Origin of the sequence: Bacillus sp. XT-4 (genome assembly GCF_050864245.1) — a bacterium.
Lineage (GTDB): Bacteria > Bacillota > Bacilli > Bacillales > Bacillaceae > Bacillus > Bacillus altitudinis.
In genome coordinates this window covers 1-18,426 of the sequence record NZ_JBPAFI010000013.1, presented here as the reverse complement: position 1 = coordinate 18,426, position 18,426 = coordinate 1, and the positions used below count along the sequence as shown (strand labels likewise).

17 protein-coding genes, 1 tRNA gene, 1 rRNA gene, 1 other RNA gene, 1 pseudogene and 1 other annotated feature are annotated in these 18,426 nt (G+C 39.9%); of the genes and pseudogenes, 6 read left to right on the top strand and 15 right to left on the bottom strand.

The genetic code is table 11. The features are described from left to right. The 8 genes from ACRRMM_RS18995 to tadA all read right to left on the bottom strand — a co-directional run. Positions 1-80: ribosomal RNA gene (locus ACRRMM_RS18995) — 16S ribosomal RNA — on the bottom strand; the annotation flags it as partial. Between the two features lie 274 nt (positions 81-354). Beyond that, positions 355-618, bottom strand: coding sequence for a pro-sigmaK processing inhibitor BofA family protein (locus tag ACRRMM_RS18990; protein ID WP_008342006.1), 264 nt, complete (start codon positions 616-618; stop codon positions 355-357). A 66-nt stretch (positions 619-684) separates the two neighbouring features. Beyond that, positions 685-909, bottom strand: a complete 225-nt coding sequence (locus tag ACRRMM_RS18985; protein WP_008342008.1) for a YaaL family protein — start codon at positions 907-909, stop codon at positions 685-687. 18 nt (positions 910-927) lie between these two features. Continuing rightward, on the bottom strand, positions 928-1,524 hold the full coding sequence (gene recR / locus ACRRMM_RS18980) for a recombination protein RecR (RefSeq protein ID WP_003218094.1): 597 nt from the start codon (positions 1,522-1,524) through the stop codon (positions 928-930). 15 nt (positions 1,525-1,539) lie between these two features. Beyond that, complete coding sequence (locus ACRRMM_RS18975) at positions 1,540-1,863, bottom strand: YbaB/EbfC family nucleoid-associated protein (RefSeq protein ID WP_008342011.1); 324 nt, start codon at positions 1,861-1,863, stop codon at positions 1,540-1,542. A gap of 25 nt (positions 1,864-1,888) precedes the next feature. Further along, complete coding sequence (gene dnaX, locus ACRRMM_RS18970; protein WP_008342013.1) at positions 1,889-3,601, bottom strand: DNA polymerase III subunit gamma/tau; 1,713 nt, start codon at positions 3,599-3,601, stop codon at positions 1,889-1,891. 330 nt (positions 3,602-3,931) lie between these two features. Next, positions 3,932-4,196: signal recognition particle sRNA large type (ffs, locus tag ACRRMM_RS18965), an RNA gene on the bottom strand. Between the two features lie 76 nt (positions 4,197-4,272). After that, a complete protein-coding gene (gene tadA / locus ACRRMM_RS18960; protein WP_268359725.1) occupies positions 4,273-4,749 on the bottom strand; it encodes a tRNA adenosine(34) deaminase TadA in 477 nt (158 codons plus the stop codon). Between the two features lie 79 nt (positions 4,750-4,828). Here tadA and ACRRMM_RS18955 point away from each other — a divergent pair, with 79 nt between their 5' ends. The 4 genes from ACRRMM_RS18955 to ACRRMM_RS18940 all read left to right on the top strand — a co-directional run bounded on the left by ACRRMM_RS18955 (position 4,829) and on the right by ACRRMM_RS18940 (position 8,089). Further along, positions 4,829-5,383: an isochorismatase family cysteine hydrolase gene (locus ACRRMM_RS18955; protein ID WP_428828731.1), complete on the top strand. Its 555-nt coding sequence runs from the start codon at positions 4,829-4,831 to the stop codon at positions 5,381-5,383. 99 nt (positions 5,384-5,482) lie between these two features. After that, positions 5,483-6,730, top strand: coding sequence for a glycoside hydrolase family 18 protein (locus tag ACRRMM_RS18950; RefSeq protein WP_234703937.1), 1,248 nt, complete (start codon positions 5,483-5,485; stop codon positions 6,728-6,730). A 79-nt stretch (positions 6,731-6,809) separates the two neighbouring features. Beyond that, positions 6,810-7,433, top strand: a complete 624-nt coding sequence (locus tag ACRRMM_RS18945) for a deoxynucleoside kinase (RefSeq protein ID WP_017359014.1) — start codon at positions 6,810-6,812, stop codon at positions 7,431-7,433. Beyond that, positions 7,430-8,089 carry a deoxynucleoside kinase gene (locus ACRRMM_RS18940; protein WP_035391602.1) on the top strand — a complete coding sequence of 220 codons (660 nt, stop codon included), beginning with the start codon at positions 7,430-7,432 and terminating at the stop codon, positions 8,087-8,089. Before ACRRMM_RS18945 ends, ACRRMM_RS18940 begins: the two co-directional genes overlap by 4 nt. 84 nt (positions 8,090-8,173) lie before the next feature. Here the strand turns inward: ACRRMM_RS18940 and ACRRMM_RS18935 are convergent. The 5 genes and pseudogenes from ACRRMM_RS18935 to pdxS form a co-directional block, all read right to left on the bottom strand. Then, positions 8,174-8,266 (bottom strand) — tRNA-Ser (locus ACRRMM_RS18935). 292 nt (positions 8,267-8,558) lie between these two features. After that, positions 8,559-8,891: pseudogene (locus ACRRMM_RS18930) on the bottom strand (methyl-accepting chemotaxis protein); the annotation flags it as partial. Positions 8,892-9,487: 596 nt separating this feature from the next. Further along, the gene (gene serS, locus ACRRMM_RS18925) at positions 9,488-10,762 is read right to left on the bottom strand and encodes a serine--tRNA ligase (protein WP_432450926.1); all 1,275 of its coding nucleotides are present in this window, start codon (positions 10,760-10,762) and stop codon (positions 9,488-9,490) included. Positions 10,763-10,810: 48 nt separating this feature from the next. Then, positions 10,811-11,026, bottom strand: a binding site (T-box leader). A 53-nt stretch (positions 11,027-11,079) separates the two neighbouring features. Then, on the bottom strand, positions 11,080-11,670 hold the full coding sequence (gene pdxT, locus ACRRMM_RS18920) for a pyridoxal 5'-phosphate synthase glutaminase subunit PdxT (protein WP_428828730.1): 591 nt from the start codon (positions 11,668-11,670) through the stop codon (positions 11,080-11,082). A 20-nt stretch (positions 11,671-11,690) separates the two neighbouring features. Beyond that, on the bottom strand, positions 11,691-12,575 hold the full coding sequence (gene pdxS, locus ACRRMM_RS18915) for a pyridoxal 5'-phosphate synthase lyase subunit PdxS (protein ID WP_025206589.1): 885 nt from the start codon (positions 12,573-12,575) through the stop codon (positions 11,691-11,693). A gap of 246 nt (positions 12,576-12,821) precedes the next feature. On the opposite strand from pdxS, the gene ACRRMM_RS18910 reads away from it, so the two are divergent. Next, the gene (locus tag ACRRMM_RS18910) at positions 12,822-14,300 is read left to right on the top strand and encodes a PLP-dependent aminotransferase family protein (RefSeq protein ID WP_144684927.1); all 1,479 of its coding nucleotides are present in this window, start codon (positions 12,822-12,824) and stop codon (positions 14,298-14,300) included. Between the two features lie 41 nt (positions 14,301-14,341). On the opposite strand, the gene ACRRMM_RS18905 is transcribed toward ACRRMM_RS18910, so the two are convergent. Both ACRRMM_RS18905 and guaB read right to left on the bottom strand, forming a co-directional pair. After that, positions 14,342-15,667 carry a D-alanyl-D-alanine carboxypeptidase family protein gene (locus ACRRMM_RS18905; RefSeq protein ID WP_008342036.1) on the bottom strand — a complete coding sequence of 442 codons (1,326 nt, stop codon included), beginning with the start codon at positions 15,665-15,667 and terminating at the stop codon, positions 14,342-14,344. 160 nt (positions 15,668-15,827) lie between these two features. Continuing rightward, positions 15,828-17,294: an IMP dehydrogenase gene (guaB, locus tag ACRRMM_RS18900; RefSeq protein WP_008342039.1), complete on the bottom strand. Its 1,467-nt coding sequence runs from the start codon at positions 17,292-17,294 to the stop codon at positions 15,828-15,830. Positions 17,295-17,415: 121 nt separating this feature from the next. Between guaB and ACRRMM_RS18895 the strand changes: the two genes are divergently transcribed. Then, complete coding sequence (locus tag ACRRMM_RS18895) at positions 17,416-18,384, top strand: YaaC family protein (protein WP_050826822.1); 969 nt, start codon at positions 17,416-17,418, stop codon at positions 18,382-18,384. Positions 18,385-18,426 lie beyond the last annotated feature (42 nt).

The following is an 18,426-nucleotide window of genomic DNA, read 5'->3' as shown; positions in this document are numbered from 1 at the left end:
CTCCCTTCTGTCCGCTCGACTTGCATGTATTAGGCACGCCGCCAGCGTTCGTCCTGAGCCAGGATCAAACTCTCCGAAAAAGTTCAAAACCGAAGTTTTGTTTTTCGCCAGTTTGACTGACTACCTATGAAATATCATAGGATTTTTTTATAAAAACTCGAATTAACAGGTACGTTTTGTCTTGTTTAGTTTTCAAAGAACTTGTTTACCGCTTCAGAAGCGACTAGAACATCTTATCACGTCCAAGTTGTTAGTGTCAACAACTTTTTTGTTATTATGTTTTTTCGTTTCTTCGTCATCAGCGACGTATATTAATTTACCACCATATATAATCAAAGTCAACAATATTTTGCATTAAATAATAAACTTTTCAATTACGACTAAAGCTGCTACACCTGGAATGCCCAACAAACCACTAATTCCACTCGTTACAGGGTTAATGGAAACATGAAGCCCTAAACTCTCACCGAATAAATTGAGACAAAATAAAAAAAGAGCACCTGCGACAAACTTAACTCCAATAAGCCCTAACCATTTGAATGGATTCGCTTGAACACCTGACATAAACAACAATAAAACAGCTAACAAAATTGAACCAATCACAATAACAGGTTCCATAATCCTCTCATCTCCTCTTCATATGAATAGTACAAGCATATGAGAGGATTATGTAAAATAGACCTGCTACCTCCAGTTGTTTAAACGTAAATTTCTCTTTTTCGCTTCTCTCAGATAGAAAAAGTACTTCGCTTGAGCAAGCTTTAATTCGAATAGAATGTCCGGTGAAGGCTCAACGCTATTTGCGACAAGCTTTTTTTGTCTGTTCCATTCTTCCTTTTGCTTAAAAAGCTGTTGAATTAATATCTCATCGAATTCTTTTCGAATTGATTTTCTGCGAAGAAAACCCATGTACCGTACTTCTCCTTCCTACATCTCACGTCTGCCTTCTAGAGCCTTAGAAAGTGTGACTTCATCCGCATACTCTAAATCTCCACCTACTGGGAGTCCGTGAGCAATGCGAGAGAGTTTAATTCCTGATGGTTTCAACAATCTAGAGATATACATGGCTGTCGCTTCTCCTTCAATGTTTGGGTTGGTTGCAAGAATGACCTCTGTGACTTGATCGTCTTGTAATCTTTTTAATAAGTCAGGAATTTTAATATCCTCTGGTCCTATTCCGTCCATTGGAGAAATAGCTCCATGAAGCACATGATATAAGCCGTTGTATTCTTTCATTTTTTCCATTGCAATCACATCTTTTGGATCCTGCACGACACAGATCACAGATTGATCTCTTCTTGTATCTTCACAAATATAGCAAGGATCCTGATCAGTGATATGTCCGCAAACAGAACAATAAGTTAAATTACGCTTTGCATTAACAAGTGCCTTCGCAAAATCCAGCACGACGTCTTCCTGCATACTAAGAACAAAAAAAGCCAGACGGACCGCAGTTTTAGGTCCGATTCCTGGCAATTTCATAAAGCTGTCAATCAGCTTTGATATTGGTTCAGGATATTGCATCTTTAGTTATTCCTCCTAGAATAAACCTGGCATGTTCATTCCTTTTGTGAATTGACCCATTGTTTCATTCGTTAGTTCATCAACTTTTTTCAATGCATCATTTGTTGCTGCAAGTACAAGGTCTTGAAGCATATCGATGTCTTCAGGATCAACAACTTCTTCATTAATTGCCACATCAACGACTTCTTTTTGTCCATTTACTTTTACAGTGACCATACCGCCACCTGCCGTACCTTCAAGGACTTTTTCTGCAAGCTCTTCTTGAGCCTTAGCCATATCCTTCTGCATTTTTTGCATTTGTTTCATCATTTTTTGCATATTTCCCATTCCACCGCGCATATGAACACCACTCTCTTTCAAATTGTTAATCTTTAATTTCAATTAAATCGGTTCCTACTAACTTCTTTGCTTCTGCAATTAATGGATCTTCTTCAGCAGAAGCTGCCTGACCATCTGCTTGTTCTTCAGGCTGATGATCTCTTAAAAATTCTTCTCTTATTTTACCCCATTGAGCGTCAGGAACGCCAACTAATTCCACTCTTTTTCCTAGCATAGATTCTAGCAGTTGCTCAAGATTGGTTCGAACACCACTTTTATCTTCGGCCACCATCTTACAATGTATTTCAAATTTGAATTTTAAAACAAAGGCATGAGTTGCCGCCGCAACTGGTTCACTATCTGTTAATAGCGCAGCGTGAGATACCTTATTTTGCTGTTTTAATTGGGCAAGAAGCTCTCCCCATTTGCCTTTTATTTTTTCTAGTTCCGGTCGCTTCGCTTCTTTTAAAATCTCATGAATTCGACCGACAGGTGCACGATAGCCATTTTTATTACTCGTTTGAGGTCGAGGTGCTTCCGTTTTTGCTTGAGGACTCTGAGACTGAGTCATTGGAACACCCTCAGCTTTTAGCCTAGATAGCTCCTGTTCCAGCCTGTCTATTTTATTCGTTAACGCTGTCAGGTCGGAATCAGCCGGAGATGATACAGCACCAGCCGTTGACTGACAGAGCTTAACCACAGCTACTTCAAAGAAAATTCTAGGATGGTTTGTCCATTTCATTTCCTGATGGCTTTTATTCAGCACTTCAATCGTTTCATAAAGAAACTGAGGTGCCACACGTTCTGAAAGAGCTACAAACTTATCGTCGACTTTGACTTTTTCAAGGACACCTTCAAGATCCGGTGCTGTTTTGTAAAGAAGCATATCTCTAAAGTAGAAGATCATATCCTCTATTAATTTCGCGGCATCTTTCCCCTGTTGAAGCAATTCATTTAACGTATCCAGCGCTATCGCAATATTTTGCTCAAAAATGGCTTCAGCAAGCTGACTAATGAAATGCTGAGATACAGCACCTGTAATGAGCAGTGCATCATCAATTGTGAGCTGTTCACCACTAAATGAGATCGCTTGGTCAAGGAGACTAAGTGCGTCACGCATGCCTCCATCTGCCGCACTAGCAATAATCTCGAGTGAACCCTCTTGTATATTTAGGCTTTCTGCATCTACAATTTTCTCCATTCGTCCAACAATATCTTTTGTCGTGATCCGTTTAAAATCAAATCTCTGACATCTTGATATGATGGTAAGAGGAATCTTATGAGGCTCTGTGGTAGCCAAAATAAAGATACAATGAGCAGGTGGTTCCTCTAGCGTTTTAAGAAGTGCATTAAATGCCCCGATAGAGAGCATATGTACCTCATCTATAATATAAACCTTATATGTAACCGCTGAAGGAGCAAATTTCACTTTATCACGTATATCCCGAATTTCATCTACCCCGTTATTTGAGGCAGCATCTATTTCAATCACGTCTGAAATCGAACCGGTCGTAATCCCTCTACAGGCATCACACTCATTACACGGCTCACTAACAGGTGACTTTTCACAGTTCACTGCTTTCGCAAAAATCTTGGCAGCACTTGTTTTACCTGTTCCTCTAGGACCTGAAAATAAGTAAGCATGAGAAAACTTTTTCTGCAAAAGGGCATTTTGCAACGTTTTTGTGATGTGTTCTTGTCCAACAACATCCTCAAAAACTTGAGGTCTGAACACTCGGTATAAAGCTTGATAACTCACAAATACGCCCTCCTCCATTTATCATCATGTTCATTATACATGATGCAACGATCAATTCAAAAGTACACCTTTATTTTCTAATAAACGAAAAAGAGCATTTCCTTTAAAGACTTTTTACTTTTCTTGATTAAAAAACGTGTTTTCCTGCTTTCTGAAAATGTCTGCCAGATCAATAAGAACATTCGTTCCCTATATGAATTACTTCAAAAAACCTCACCCTAAAAATGGCTTTTTTGCTATTTGTATAAACAAAACAACTGATATATTCTTTCAATAGCAACAAAAAACTCACCTAGATAAACTAGATGAGTTACATTTAATATTGATTTACCGTGCACCTTCTGTCGATTCGCTACCCCAAGCGTTACTTAAACAGTTAGCTCGGCCCAGGCAACCCTGCGGCACATGAGAGGTTTCACTTAATGCTGCTTCCTTCCGGACCTGACATGGTTCATGAATTCCCATTGCGCAGGACCCAGACGTCAACACCACTTATTTAAGGCAGACCTTGAAGTAAACGAACCTTGAGAAGGGATTCGGCCTCGCTAGAGCGGATTGCGAGTACAGGGCACCGCTACCTCCCCGCTTAGCACGGCAAAATGAATATTAAATTGTTGGTGACGCAGACATAAGTATACCTTCTAAGTGATGAAATTGCAAACGACATCCATTCATTTACTTTTCGCTTGCTTCTTCTGCTGACGGAGGTCTCGAAAGAACTGACTTAACAGCTCACCACACTCATTTTCAAGCACACCGCCAATGACTTCAGACTGATGATTGAACCGCTCATCGTCCAATATATTCATTAAAGTACCAGCACATCCACCTTTAGGATCATAGGCACCAAAAACGACCTTTTTCACTCTTGAAAGTACAATAGCGCCTGCACACATTGGGCACGGTTCGAGTGTTACATAAAGTATAGCATCTTCTAAACGCCAGCTACCAGTCATTTTACACGCTTCATCAATAGCAAGTAATTCCGCATGAGCAATTGATCGCTGTTCACTTTCCCTTAAATTGTGAGCACGGCTTACAATTTGATCATCAACAACGATGACGGCACCGATTGGAACTTCTCCTATTCGTTTTGCTTTCAAAGCTTCAGAAATAGCTTCTTGCATAAACTGTTCATCTTTCGTCATAGCACGGCTCTCTTTTCATGTTTTTTTAAAGGATATTGAGGTTAACATATTATCACAATCTTTTAAAGGGGGTCTTGATTTGCCAAAACAACAAAAGGCACTGCTTATTATTGACATGATCAATAATTTTGATTTCGAAATGGGACATGTGCTCGCTGAAAAAACAGAGCAAATGACCAATAAAATTTTAGCCCTTAAACAACACGCTTTCAAGAAAAATTGGCCAATTATCTATATCAACGACCACTATGGACTCTGGAAGGCTGATATCAAAGCTGTTATGGAAACATGTAAAAACGAAAGAAGTACCCCTATTTTAAAGCAAATGGCACCATCTAAAGATGATTATTTCTTAATTAAACCTAAGCACTCTGCTTTTTACGGAACAGCACTAGAGACACTCCTAAATGAATTAGGTGTGCAAGAACTTATTTTAACTGGAATTGCCGGAAACATCTGTGTCCTGTTCACTGCAAATGACGCTTACATGCGAGAGTACAATCTCACTGTACCTAAAGATTGTATTGCTTCAAATGATGATAGGGACAACGAGTACGCTTTAACGATGATGGAGAACGTTCTCCTCGCCAAAATCACAACCACTAAAGAGATCACGGATGAAAATCAAACATGATTTATCTAACACCCTCATAAATTGTTAGCAATAACAAAGGGGGCGTTGACCATTCAAATTTATGTTGTCAAAAGAGGAGATACGTTAAATGAGATTGCCATGCGTTTTAAAACAACGGTAAATGAAATCATTCGGACCAACGACATCGAAACACCAAATCAACTAGTCGTTGGACAAACAATTGTCATCCCTATTAGAGGTCAATTTTATGAGGTCAAACAAAATGATACACTTTATCAAATTGGAAGAAGATTTCAAATTTCGGTAGAAGAATTGGCACGTGTGAATCGGATTCGGCCTGAAGCCATATTGCCTGTTCGTTTTTTGCTTTATATTCCACAAAGACCGAAAAGAAATATTAATTCTAACGCTTATATAGAACCTCGCGGAAACCAAGTCAGCGAAAATTTAAAGCAAGCAGCCAGAGAGGCATCTCCATACTTAACACATCTCGGCGCTTTTAGTTTTCAAGCGCAAAGAGACGGTACACTTCGCGAGCCACCATTAGATCAATTGCCTCAGATTGCCGCTCAAAGCAGAACGGTTTTATCCATGGTAGTCACAAATCTAGAGAATGATAAATTTAGTGATGAACTCGGGCGAATCCTTTTAACAAATCAATCTGTCAAAACAACATTATTAAATGAAATCGTCCGCGTTGCTCAAAAGTATCAGTTAAAAGAAATCCATTTTGACTTTGAATATTTACGCCCTGTTGATAAAGAAGCCTACCTTCAATTTTTAAGAGAAGCAACAACTCGTTTTCATCAACAGGGTTGGACTATTTCTGTGGCACTTGCTCCTAAAACAAGCAGTGAACAGAAAGGAAAGTGGTATGAGGCGCATGACTATGAAGCAATCGGTAAGATCGTTGATCATGTTGTGCTAATGACTTATGAGTGGGGCTACAGCGGCGGGCCTGCACAAGCCGTCTCTCCGATCGGCCCTGTCCGCCAAGTCATTGAATATGCACTGACTGTCATACCTGCCAATAAAATTGTGATGGGGCAGAATTTATATGGTTATGATTGGACGCTTCCTTATGTTCAAGGAGGCCCTATCGCCAAAGCCGTCAGCCCTCAACAAGCGATTGCCATTGCTAGAGAGAATAATGTATCTATTTTATACGACGAAACAGCACAAGCACCTTATTTCCGTTATACAGATGCTAACAACAAAGAACACGAGGTTTGGTTTGAAGATGCAAGATCCATTCAAGCCAAATTTAATCTCATTAAAGAGTTAAACCTAAATGGAATTGCTTACTGGAAATTAGGTCTATCCTTCCCACAAAACTGGTTGTTGTTATCAGATCAATTTAATATTGAAAAAAGAACGACATCGTAATTCATACGCTCTATCTCTCAGAAGGGGTATGGTACAATATACATTGGTTTGACAACTTTATAGATAGAGGAGAACGCCTATGTATCCTGCCCCTTTTATTGCAGTGGAAGGCCCAATTGGAGCCGGAAAAACAACCTTGGCTACAATGCTTTCAAAGGAATTTCAATTTCCTTTAGTAAAAGAAATTGTAGAAGAAAATCCATTCTTAGATAAATTTTATGAAGATATGGAACAATGGAGCTTTCAGCTTGAGATGTTCTTTCTATGTAATCGGTTTAAACAGTTAGAATCTATTGAAGAGAACTATGTCAAAAAACAGCAGCCGATTGTCACTGATTATCATGTCTATAAAAATATGATATTTGCAGAAAGAACCTTATCCAAAAAGCACATGGATAAATACAGAAAAATCTATCACTTGCTGACAGATGATCTTCCTAAACCAAATGCCATGATCTATATAAAAGCCAGCCTTCCCACCTTACTTGATAGAATAAAGATGAGAGGCCGATCTTTTGAAGAAGACATTGATCCAGCTTATTTAAAAACCTTGATTGAAGATTATGAGTTGGCCATCGAGCATTTAAAACAAACTGACCCAGGGGTTCCTATTATTACAATTGAAGGCGATCATACAGACTTCGTTTCCTCACAGCAAGATTACCAGCAAATTGTACAGAACATAAAGGAGCAAGTACTATGAAAAATATTGAAATACCAAAGGATGCTGTCATTACAATTGCAGGGACAGTTGGTGTCGGAAAATCGACCATGACGAAAACAATAGCGGACAAGCTAGGATTTCAAACTTCTCTCGAAAAAGTAGATGATAATCCATACTTAGAGCCTTTTTATTCAGATTTCCAAAGATGGAGCTTTCATTTACAGGTCTATTTCCTAGCTGAACGTTTTAAGGAGCAGAAACGAATCTTCGAGTCTGGTGGAGGTTATGTACAAGATCGGTCCATTTATGAGGACACTGGTATTTTTGCTAAAATGCACGCAGACAAAGGTACCATGTCAGAGGTAGACTATGAAACGTATACAAGTCTATTTGAGGCGATGGTGATGACACCTTACTTCCCTCACCCAGATGTCCTCATTTACTTGCATGGGGATTTAGATCATATATTACAACGTATTGAAGAGCGCGGGAGAGAGATGGAAACTCAAACCGATCGAGCATATTGGGAAGAAATGTACACTCGATACACAGAATGGATCGAACAATTTGATCTGTGCCCTGTGATTAAAATTAATATTGAAGATTACGACTTACTTCATGATGAAAGCTCACTTGAGCCAATTCTTCATGAAATTGCTTCTGTTATTCAAAAAAATCGCTCTAACACAAAATAAAAAAAACCGCTGCATTTCTCGAATGCAGCGGTTTGACAATTTCCAATTTTTATGCGTTTCAATTCAACTAAGGTAAAATCAATATGGCGGAGGAAGAGGGATTCGAACCCCCGCGGGCTTTGACACCCCTGTCGGTTTTCAAGACCGATCCCTTCAGCCGGACTTGGGTATTCCTCCGTATCGACAAGAATTAATATATCATATCATCTTATTTTAAGTCAACATCTTTCCGAAAAAAATTTCAACATTTGATTTTGGTATGATGTTTAGCCTATAAAAAGCTAAAATGAACTTTATTTTAGCCTTTTGTCTTCTTTTCAGCGTAATAGAAAACCTTTGAAGTCTAGGAAGGACGAGTACTGGCGCGGAGCGAATTTGGCATTCGTGAGCACCAGCACGCAGGACTGACAAAGAATGCGAGGGTTTGTCTACACGCTGAAGCAGCCGATTATCGGCTGCTCTTCATCTATTACGTATCCTGTCTAATTTCTTCAATAAAAGTATTCATCTCTTCTTTAAAATCATTTAATGACTCAATAATCTTTGTAAAGTCTGTCACTTGTTTAGCTTGTTCGTTTGTTGAACTGCTGATTTGTGAGATATTTTCAGATAAAGTGCCAATGCTGTCTTGGATTTCTTTTAAAAATGCATTAATGGTTTCAGCTGCTTCCTTTGATCCATCTGATAACTTACGTACCTCGTCTGCAACAACAGCAAAGCCTTTTCCATTTTCACCTGCTCTTGCCGCTTCAATTGCAGCATTGAGTCCTAACAGGTTTGTTTGTCTCGCAATACCGCCAATGGTTTTGACGACTTCTTCAATGTTTGCGGATTTCTCTTCTGCTCTTCCGGCCTGCTCACTAATTTCTAAGCTTGTCGCAGCCAGTTCTTGAGAATGAGCAGCAATTTGCTCAATTCCACCTTGTAACTCTTTCGCTACTTTATTGATATGTTCCATATAGCCGCTTAATTTCTTCTCACGATGATGTGAAAAAGCCACTAAAAAGGAGCCAATCACTTTTCTATCTTCATCAAAAATCGGATAACCTTTTACAGCAATTTCATAACCATATAAAGACTCTGGCAAATGCCCATCATATTCTTGTCCTCTTAATGTCGTCGCCACGTTTTGGTCCTCTGGGTTTAAAGCGTCCCCTACTTTAATGCCAAAATCTACTGTGGTCGATGGATAATAGCAAAGTACCTTTTCTGTATCAGTGATGCCGAAAAGGACACTTTCATCTAGAACTTTTCTGAGTAATTGAGCCATTTCAACATAATAGTCAAGCCTATTCAAGGTTATTCCTTCTTTCCTAGATGCTTTTAGTTCTTTTATCGGCTTATTTTAGAAAAGCTGTAGAAGTTTAGGTAAAAAGAATAAGATGCCATGACGGCATCTTATTTTATCACTTCTTTATTTCCCATATAAGGACGTAACACCTCAGGAATGATCACTGTTCCATCCTCTTGTTGATAGTTTTCTAAAATGGCTGCAACAGTTCTTCCTACTGCTAAACCAGATCCATTTAATGTGTGGACGTGTTCTGGCTTGGCTTTAGGCTCAGGGCGGAAACGAATGTTTGCTCGTCTCGCTTGGAACGCTTCAAAGTTACTGCAAGAAGAAATTTCACGATACGTATTTTGGCTTGGAATCCATACTTCGATATCGTATTTCTTCGCAGCCGTAAAGCCTAAATCTCCTGTACACATGCTCATGACACGGTATGACAGGTTCAATAACTGAAGAACTTTTTCTGCTTGGTTTGTTAGTTTCTCTAATTCTTCATAAGAATCTTCTGGTCTGACAAATTTCACAAGCTCTACTTTGTTAAATTGGTGCTGACGGATGAGTCCGCGCGTATCTCTGCCGGCAGAACCAGCTTCTGATCTAAAGCAAGCACTAAATGCTGCATAATTGATTGGTAGCTGCTCTCCTTCAAGAATCTCGTCACGGTGCATGTTCGTAATTGGCACTTCAGCCGTTGGAATGAGGAAATAATCTTCTTCTCGAATTTTAAAAGCATCCTCTTCAAACTTTGGAAGCTGTCCAGTTCCTGTCATGCTTGCTCTGTTGACCATATAAGGTGGTAGTACTTCAGTAAAACCAAATTCATCTACGTGTAAATCCAGCATAAAGTTATAAAGTGCACGCTCTAACCGTGCGCCTAGCCCTTTATAAAAAACGAAACGGCTTCCTGTCACTTTTCCTGCACGTTCAAAATCCAAAATTTTCAGTTCATCCGCTACATCCCAATGCGGCTTTGGTTCAAATGAGAAGGCTGGCTGTTCGCCCCATTTTCTCACTTCAATGTTGTCATCTTCTGTTTCACCGACTGGTACAGAATCATGAGGGATGTTTGGAATTGAGAACAGGATGGTTTGCAGGCTTTCCTCTACTGTTCTTAATTCATCATCCAACTTCTTAATCTCATCGCCTACCTCACGCATTTCTTGAATAATGTGATCGGCGTCTTTCTTTTCTCTTTTTAGAACAGCCACTTGCTGTGATACTTCATTTCTTCGGCTCTTTAATACTTCTGTTTTGCCGATTAATTCTCTTCTTTTTTGATCCAGTTCACCAAACTTATCAAAATCCGCTAAATCTTCACCTCGATGGGCTAATTTTTCTTTGATTTGATCAAAATCCGTGCGCAGTTGTTTAATATCCAGCATGTGTAACACTCCTTTTTTATCGAAAAATAAAAAGAGCCCTCATCCCATGAAAGGGACGAGAGCTCTCGCGTTGCCACCCTGATTGAAAACACGCCAAAAGCATGCTTTCCTCTTTCCTCTGTAACGGCATCACCGTAAATGCTTACTTCGTGTTTCAGCATTTCGCTCAAGGATGGATTCAGAATGCATCTTTCACCGATTCTCACCAACCATCGGCTCTCTGAGAAAGAGGGGCTTCTTACTATTTCCCGTCAACGCTTTTTCGATCTTTGATTGTGATTTTAATGTACTATAAGTTTTATCTCTTTTCAACCGTTTTATACAGCAAGCTTCGTTTTATAGGACTCCACCATCTCAACAAACAGCTGTGTTAACCGGTGGTCATCTGTCAGCTCTGGATGAAAAGAACAACCTAAGATATTGTTTTCTTTCGCCATCACAATCCTGCCGTCATACTCAGCCATGACCTCTACGCTCTCATCTGCGCTGATGATATGAGGCGCACGGATGAACACTCCTGTAAACGGCGCATCCAGTCCTTTCACTTCTACATCTGCTTCAAAGCTGTCTACCTGCCTGCCAAACGAATTACGTGCAACAGATACATTTAACAGTCCAAGATGAGCATCTTCTCGATCTTCTATATGCTTTGCCAGCATAATCAAACCGGCACAAGTCCCAAATATCGGTTTACCTTGAGCAGCGAACGCTTTAATCGGTTCAATGAATTGGTACGTATCCATGAGTCTTCTCATCGTCGTACTTTCACCACCAGGGATAATGAGACCGTCAACAATTTCTAACTCCTCTACCCGTTTGATGATCTTTCCCGCTGAGCCACACGCTTCAATCGATTGAATATGCTCTCTCACCGCTCCTTGAAGCCCTAGTACACCAATTGTTAGCATGTTCGTTTGCGCTCCCTTAATTACCAGCCACGCTCTTGCATACGCTCTTCTGGCAATAGATTTGAAATTTCAATTCCTTTCATCGCTGTTCCAAGCTCTTTAGAAAGCTCTGCAATTAGACGGTAATCTGTGAAATGAGTCGTTGCTTCTACAATCGCTTTTGCAAATTTCGCTGGATTGTCTGATTTGAAGATACCAGAGCCGACAAATACACCATCTGCTCCAAGCTGCATCATTAATGCTGCATCTGCTGGTGTCGCAACACCTCCAGCTGCAAAGTTTACAACTGGCAATTTGCCTTCTTTTTTAATTTGAACCAATAATTCATAAGGTGCGCCTAAATTTTTGGCTTCTGTCATCAATTCATCTTCACTCATTGCCGCCACTTTACGAATTTGAGCATTGACCTTTCTCATATGACGGACAGCTTCTACAATGTTTCCTGTACCAGGCTCACCTTTTGTACGTAGCATTGAAGCGCCTTCTGCAATACGGCGAGTCGCCTCACCTAGATCACGACAGCCACATACGAAAGGTACCGTGTATTCATTTTTATTTAAATGGAATTCCTCATCTGCGGGCGTCAGCACTTCACTCTCATCAATATAATCAACACCAAGTGCTTCAAGAACACGAGCTTCCACGATGTGGCCGATACGTGCTTTTGCCATGACTGGAATCGTTACTGCATTTTGTACTTCTTCTACGATTCTTGGATCTGCCATACGGGCAACACCGCCTGCTGCACGGATATCAGCTGGTACTCGTTCTAGTGCCATTACTGCCACTGCGCCTGCTTCTTCTGCGATTTTTGCCTGCTCAGCATTGACGACATCCATAATGACGCCACCTTTTTGCATTTCTGCCATTCCACGTTTTACTCGTTCAGTTCCCTTATTGCTCACAATTGTTTCCTCCCATTTGTCTATTCGATTGATTCAACACCTTTATCATACAAGCGATAGAGTATAACAATAAAGAGAATAGTATAACAATTCAATCAGCTCACAAAAAAGGATAAACCCTTATACATCAAGGTTTTATAGTTAAAAAAGCATCATTACCTCTTTTAAGAGTAATTGACATGTTATAATGTAACTATAACAATCTGAAACCATGTATAACAATTTCACGCTCATTGGAGGATTTTCATGCATATTGATATCCATCGACATTCAGATACATCTCTTTCGAATCAGATTTACTTTTCCATCGTTGATCACATTCAATCAGGTCTGCTTCAGCAAGGCGATAAGCTGCCGACTGTACGTGATCTAGCGAAACAGCTGAATGTAAGTCTTGTCACAGCAGCAAAAGCCTATACACGGCTTAAGGACGACGGATTTTTAACGACTGTACAAGGAAAAGGTACGTTTGTGAATGAGCAGCATGAGCAAACTGACATCCCGGTTCAGTCATCTACTTCTTTCGATTGGCAGTTATCGATTCCAGATTATTTACCAAGGTCTCAATTCGCTCAGTATCACTATGTCGAAGAAGCCATTAATCTTTCTTCCTCTATGATTGATCCTGGTCTTTTACCTAACCGGTATTTAGAAAAAGAAATGCAGCATGTCCTAGCCCGGCATCCTCAAATCATGTCAAAATACGGAGAAATACAAGGTGACCTTCAGCTTCGTCAGGTCATTCAATCATTTCTAGAAAAATTAGATGTCCCTTCTACTCCTGAAAATATCCTTGTCACTAGCGGTTCTCAGCAAGGGCTTGATTTAGTAGCACGTACATTTATCGGGCCGGATGATGTAGTTGTCATGGAGGCGCCCACCTATCCAGGCGCAATTGATGTCTTTATGGGGAGAGGGGCACGAATTATTACGGTTCCTGTCGATCATGAAGGAATGAACATGAAACAGCTTCAAAGCATTTGTGATAAATATAAACCAAAGCTCATCTATACCATCCCTACTTTTCACAGTCCTACAGGTGCTAGTATGTCGATGAAACGAAGAAAGCAGCTGCTTTTACTGGCACAAAGCATTGATTGTCTCATTGTAGAGGATGATCCTTATCGTGAGCTTTATTTTGAAAAGAAACCGCCGGCACCCATTAAAAGCCTAGATCACGATGGACACGTCATTTATTTACGAGGATTAAGCAAGACACTGGCTCCAGGATGCAGAATTGGAATTATTACAGCGTCAGGCTCTATATTTAACCGTTTATTAGCTGCAAAAGCCAATAATGATTTAGGGAGCCCGCTTCTCACCCAAAAGGCGATCTTACCGTTTCTCACATCCAAGAAGATGGTCGATCATACGAAAAAATTAAGAACTGCCTTGAAGGTGAGACGCGATTTGATGATGGATGTGTTGACAAAGCATGCGCCAAAGGACGTCACGTGGCAAATCCCACAGGGCGGGCTCAATTTGTGGCTTAGCTTTCCTTCCTGGGTCGATACACGTGCCCTATTACATGAGGCACGGAAGCAGCAAATCACCTTCCTGCCTGGCTCTGTCTGCTATCCTGGGGAGCCGAAGCAGAATTATATACGTCTTAGTTTTTCTTATGTGAATGAAAAGGCACTGACAGAAGGTATGGAAAAGTTATGTGGTATTTTTCAGCAGGCCTTGTCTACACCTCAAAACCACAAACAATCTCTTTTCTTTTAACGATAAAAAAACTGCTCTCACATATAGAGAGCAGTTTTTTATTAGAACCAACCTTTTACTGTGTCGACGATTCCGCCCCAAATGCCAGCGAAGAATCCTCCTACACCACGCATTGCAAGGATGAACCAGTTTGCTTTTTCATCACCTGTTTTCGTCACAAGCTCAACACCTGATTGGTCTTTACTCAAATAGCCGTAGTCCTTCTCATCACCAGAATAAGAAGTCGTCAGCATGCCAACCTTCGTTCCTTTTTTAATAGGAGCTTCTAGGTTCTTTTTATCAATATTTACTTTCGCTTTATAGCTCTTCTCATCACCATTTTTAACCGGTACAGAGAAAGCTTCTTTCGTCACGACGGGTACTTCTTTATCTTTCCCTTTATCAACTTCGATGTTTTCATGTCCCTTGATTTGTTGGCCTTTTTTGTACATTTCTTTCATCGTGAAGTTTTTAAAGGCATAATCGAACAATTTTTTCGCCACATCAAAACGAGCTGTATGAAGATTCCCTTTTGCATTCAGGACAACTGCGATCACACGCATATCACCGCGTTTTGCTGTACCTGTGAAGCTAGAACCAGCTGAATCAGTAGAGCCCGTTTTCAGACCGTCTACGCCTTCATATTCTTTCACAAGTCCTTTAAGCATAAAGTTCCAGTTTGGCATGTCCATTTCGTCATCTGTGCCTTCTCTGAACTTTGTTTTCGCGATGCTTGCTGTTTCAAGAATTTCTGGATGATCTTTGATGAGATGCTGTGCAAGCAAAGCCATATCCTTTGCGGAAACTTCGCTTTCTTCATCAGGTCCCGTACCTTTTGGCTGTTTGCCATGTAAGTCTTTATTTTCTAATCCAGTTGCATTCACGAATTTGTAATTGGTTAAGCCAAGTTCTTTTGCTTTTGCATTCATTTTTTCAACAAACTTTGATTCTGATCCAGCGATTACCTCTGCTAGACCAATTGCTGCTGCATTTGCTGAATAAATAGCCGTTGCTTGATAAAGTTCTTTGACAGTATACGAACCATCTTTTCTCAATGGAACATTGGATAAACTACGGTCCTGAGAAATTTCGTACACGTAATCATCTGGCGTATATGTTTGATCCCATTTCACTTTGCCTTCAGCAATCGCCTCTAGTAATAGATACTCTGTCATCATCTTTGCCATACTTGCAATAGGCAGTCTTTGTTCTGCGTTTTTACTATAAAGAATTTTACCTGTAGAAGCTTCAATAAGGATGGCTGCTTTCGCATTCACATTGAATGGATCTTCAGCCGCTTTTGCTTTGGACATTGGGGTAAATGCAGTAACAATCAATGCCAATGCAAGGATAGAGACCATAAGCTGTTTCAACATCTTGCTGTTCAATCGTCATACCTCCGTATTCATCTTTTTTCGACGTTTTTCATATATATTTAATCCACAAGGGCTTATTTCGACACAACAGTATAAATTTTATCACAATAAAGACAAAAAAAATAGACAGAGTCATAGACCCTGTCAAATGTAATTTGATTGTCACAATTTATCAAGAAATTGTGTAGTTTGGTGATTCTTTTGTAATTTGTACATCATGTGGATGGCTCTCACGAAGACCTGCACCTGTCATGCGAATGAATTGTGCTTCTTCTCTAAGAGTACGTAAGTCCTGTGTTCCACAGTAGCCCATACCAGAGCGAATACCGCCAACGAGTTGGTAAACAGTGTCAACAACTGGTCCTTTATACGGTGTACGTCCTTCGATACCTTCTGGAACGAATTTTTTATTATCTTCTTGGAAGTAACGATCTTTACTTCCTTTTTCCATTGCAGCAACAGAACCCATACCACGATATACTTTGAAACGTCTGCCTTGGAAAATTTCTGTTTCTCCTGGGCTTTCAGATGTACCAGCAAGCAGGCTTCCCAGCATAACAGCATGTCCACCAGAAGCTAATGCTTTCACGATATCACCTGAATATTTAATTCCACCATCTGCAATAATAGATTTACCATGTTTTCTTGCTTCTGTTGCACAGTCATAAATCGCTGTGATTTGTGGTACACCGACCCCTGCAACAACACGTGTTGTACAAATCGATCCTGGTCCAATACCCACTTTTACAATATCTGCTCCAGCTTCAAACAATGCTTTTGTTGCTTCAGCTGTTGCAACGTTACCAGCAATGATGTTAAGAGAAGGATACGTTTCACGGATTTTCGATACAGTGTCTAGAACACCTTGAGAATGACCGTGTGCTGTATCAATGACGATCACATCAACATTGGCTTCTACTAATTTTTTCACACGAGTCATTGTATCGCCAGTGACACCTACAGCGGCACCTACAATTAAACGGCCATGTGCATCTTTAGAGGAGTTAGGGAATTCAATCACTTTTTCAATATCTTTGATGGTGATGAGACCTTTTAATGTTCCTTCGTCATCTAAAAGAGGTAATTTTTCAATTTTATATTGCTGAAGGATTTTTTCAGCTTCTTCTAATGTTGTTCCAACAGAAGCTGTCACAAGTTCCTCTTTTGTCATCACGTCGCTAATCTTCATTGAATAATCCGAAATAAAACGAAGGTCACGGTTCGTAATAATCCCAACAAGCTTTTGATCTTGTTCGTTATTGACAATCGGTACACCAGAAATACGATATTTACCCATTAAATGTTCTGCATCGAATACTTGATGATCCGGTGTTAAGAAAAATGGATTTGTAATAACACCACGCTCTGAACGTTTTACCTTGTCCACTTGTTCAGCTTGCTGCTCAATAGACATGTTCTTATGGATGATTCCAAGACCACCTTGACGTGCCATTGCAATCGCCATTTGTGATTCCGTCACAGTATCCATTCCTGCACTAATAATTGGAATGTTCAACTTTAAAGTGCTTGTTAACTCAACTGATAAATTGACATCACGCGGAAGCACCTCAGACTTTGCTGGAACAAGCAACACGTCGTCAAACGTCAAACCTTCTTTTGAAAATTTACTTTCCCACATTAGTAAATCCCCCTCTTTTCGGCAAAATATTATATGTAGATTATCAACTAGGAAACAGCATGTCAAGGAAGCAACAAACAGTTGCAATTTTTAGAAAATATAAAGAGAGTTGAGGAAGAAGATGAAAAGTTCAGGATGGAAGGATTTAAAACGTTTTTACTCACTTGAAACTTCCCAAAAGTTTCTATTTCAACAGTACGAGAAACGGAACATTCAGGAGGCAAACCAGCAGGCCTATAAAAACTGTGAACGATTTATTTACTTTTTAAAGCACGGTCATACATTTTATGACCAAGCTGCATCAGCTCCACTTGAACTAAAACCGATTTTATTGTTTTATGGAATGGCACAGCTGTTAAAGGCATGTTTGCTGACAGTGGATCCCGACTATCCTTCTCAAACCTCTGTCTTAGCTCATGGTGTCACCTCAAGAAAAAGAAAGAAGCAACATTATCGCTTTAGTGAGGATGAAGTCAAGATTCAGCGAAACGGATTATGTATGCATGTATTAAAGCACTTATTTCATTTAAATGGTCTTGAAGATGAGCGATTTACGATGATCAAACTCCTTTCAAAAATACCTGAAATGGGTCATATTCTTGAGTTTCAAAAACAGCCCGCGACTTTAGTTAAAGTAGAGCAAGCCAATGGCATATTGATTCAAGATCATATTCCCTTGCTCTATAATATGTCTGCCGAACGTTTTATTGAATATTTTGAGTTCCATACAACTTGGAAGCTTAAGCAACGAGAGGCTAAAAAACTAACATTTGATGTATTTTCAGAAGAAAACCCTGCTCTTGCTACTCATCTTCATTATGATTTAGAAATGAATCAATGGTTCATTCCAGCAACACGAGATGCCTTTTTAGGGATTCCTGAGATTATCAGCCATTACTTGTTAATGTATAACCTCAGTATGATTGCCCGCTACGAAACAGAATGGTGGTACGAGCTTTTATCTCAATACATTAGTGATGATTATGTCATGATTGAACGTTATATGGAGATTGCAGAGGACAAGTTTCCGGCTTATATCATGATGCTGCTAGAAGAAAACACAAAAAAGACCAGTTCCGACTGGAACTGATCCTTTGAAAAGCTTGGCGGCGTCCTACTCTCACAGGGGGAA

Coding starts and splice junctions, on each gene's coding strand:
- ACRRMM_RS18990 (WP_008342006.1), bottom strand. CDS start 618: ATGGAACCTGTTATTGTGATTGGTTCAATTTTGTTAGCTGTTTTATTG.
- ACRRMM_RS18985 (WP_008342008.1), bottom strand. CDS start 909: ATGGGTTTTCTTCGCAGAAAATCAATTCGAAAAGAATTCGATGAGATA.
- recR (WP_003218094.1), bottom strand. CDS start 1,524: ATGCAATATCCTGAACCAATATCAAAGCTGATTGACAGCTTTATGAAA.
- ACRRMM_RS18975 (WP_008342011.1), bottom strand. CDS start 1,863: ATGCGCGGTGGAATGGGAAATATGCAAAAAATGATGAAACAAATGCAA.
- tadA (WP_268359725.1), bottom strand. CDS start 4,749: ATGACGAAAGATGAACAGTTTATGCAAGAAGCTATTTCTGAAGCTTTG.
- ACRRMM_RS18950 (WP_234703937.1), top strand. CDS start 5,483: ATGCGTTTTAAAACAACGGTAAATGAAATCATTCGGACCAACGACATC.
- ACRRMM_RS18945 (WP_017359014.1), top strand. CDS start 6,810: ATGTATCCTGCCCCTTTTATTGCAGTGGAAGGCCCAATTGGAGCCGGA.
- ACRRMM_RS18940 (WP_035391602.1), top strand. CDS start 7,430: ATGAAAAATATTGAAATACCAAAGGATGCTGTCATTACAATTGCAGGG.
- serS (WP_432450926.1), bottom strand. CDS start 10,762: ATGCTGGATATTAAACAACTGCGCACGGATTTTGATCAAATCAAAGAA.
- pdxT (WP_428828730.1), bottom strand. CDS start 11,670: ATGCTAACAATTGGTGTACTAGGGCTTCAAGGAGCGGTGAGAGAGCAT.
- ACRRMM_RS18910 (WP_144684927.1), top strand. CDS start 12,822: ATGCATATTGATATCCATCGACATTCAGATACATCTCTTTCGAATCAG.
- guaB (WP_008342039.1), bottom strand. CDS start 17,294: ATGTGGGAAAGTAAATTTTCAAAAGAAGGTTTGACGTTTGACGACGTG.
- ACRRMM_RS18895 (WP_050826822.1), top strand. CDS start 17,416: ATGAAAAGTTCAGGATGGAAGGATTTAAAACGTTTTTACTCACTTGAA.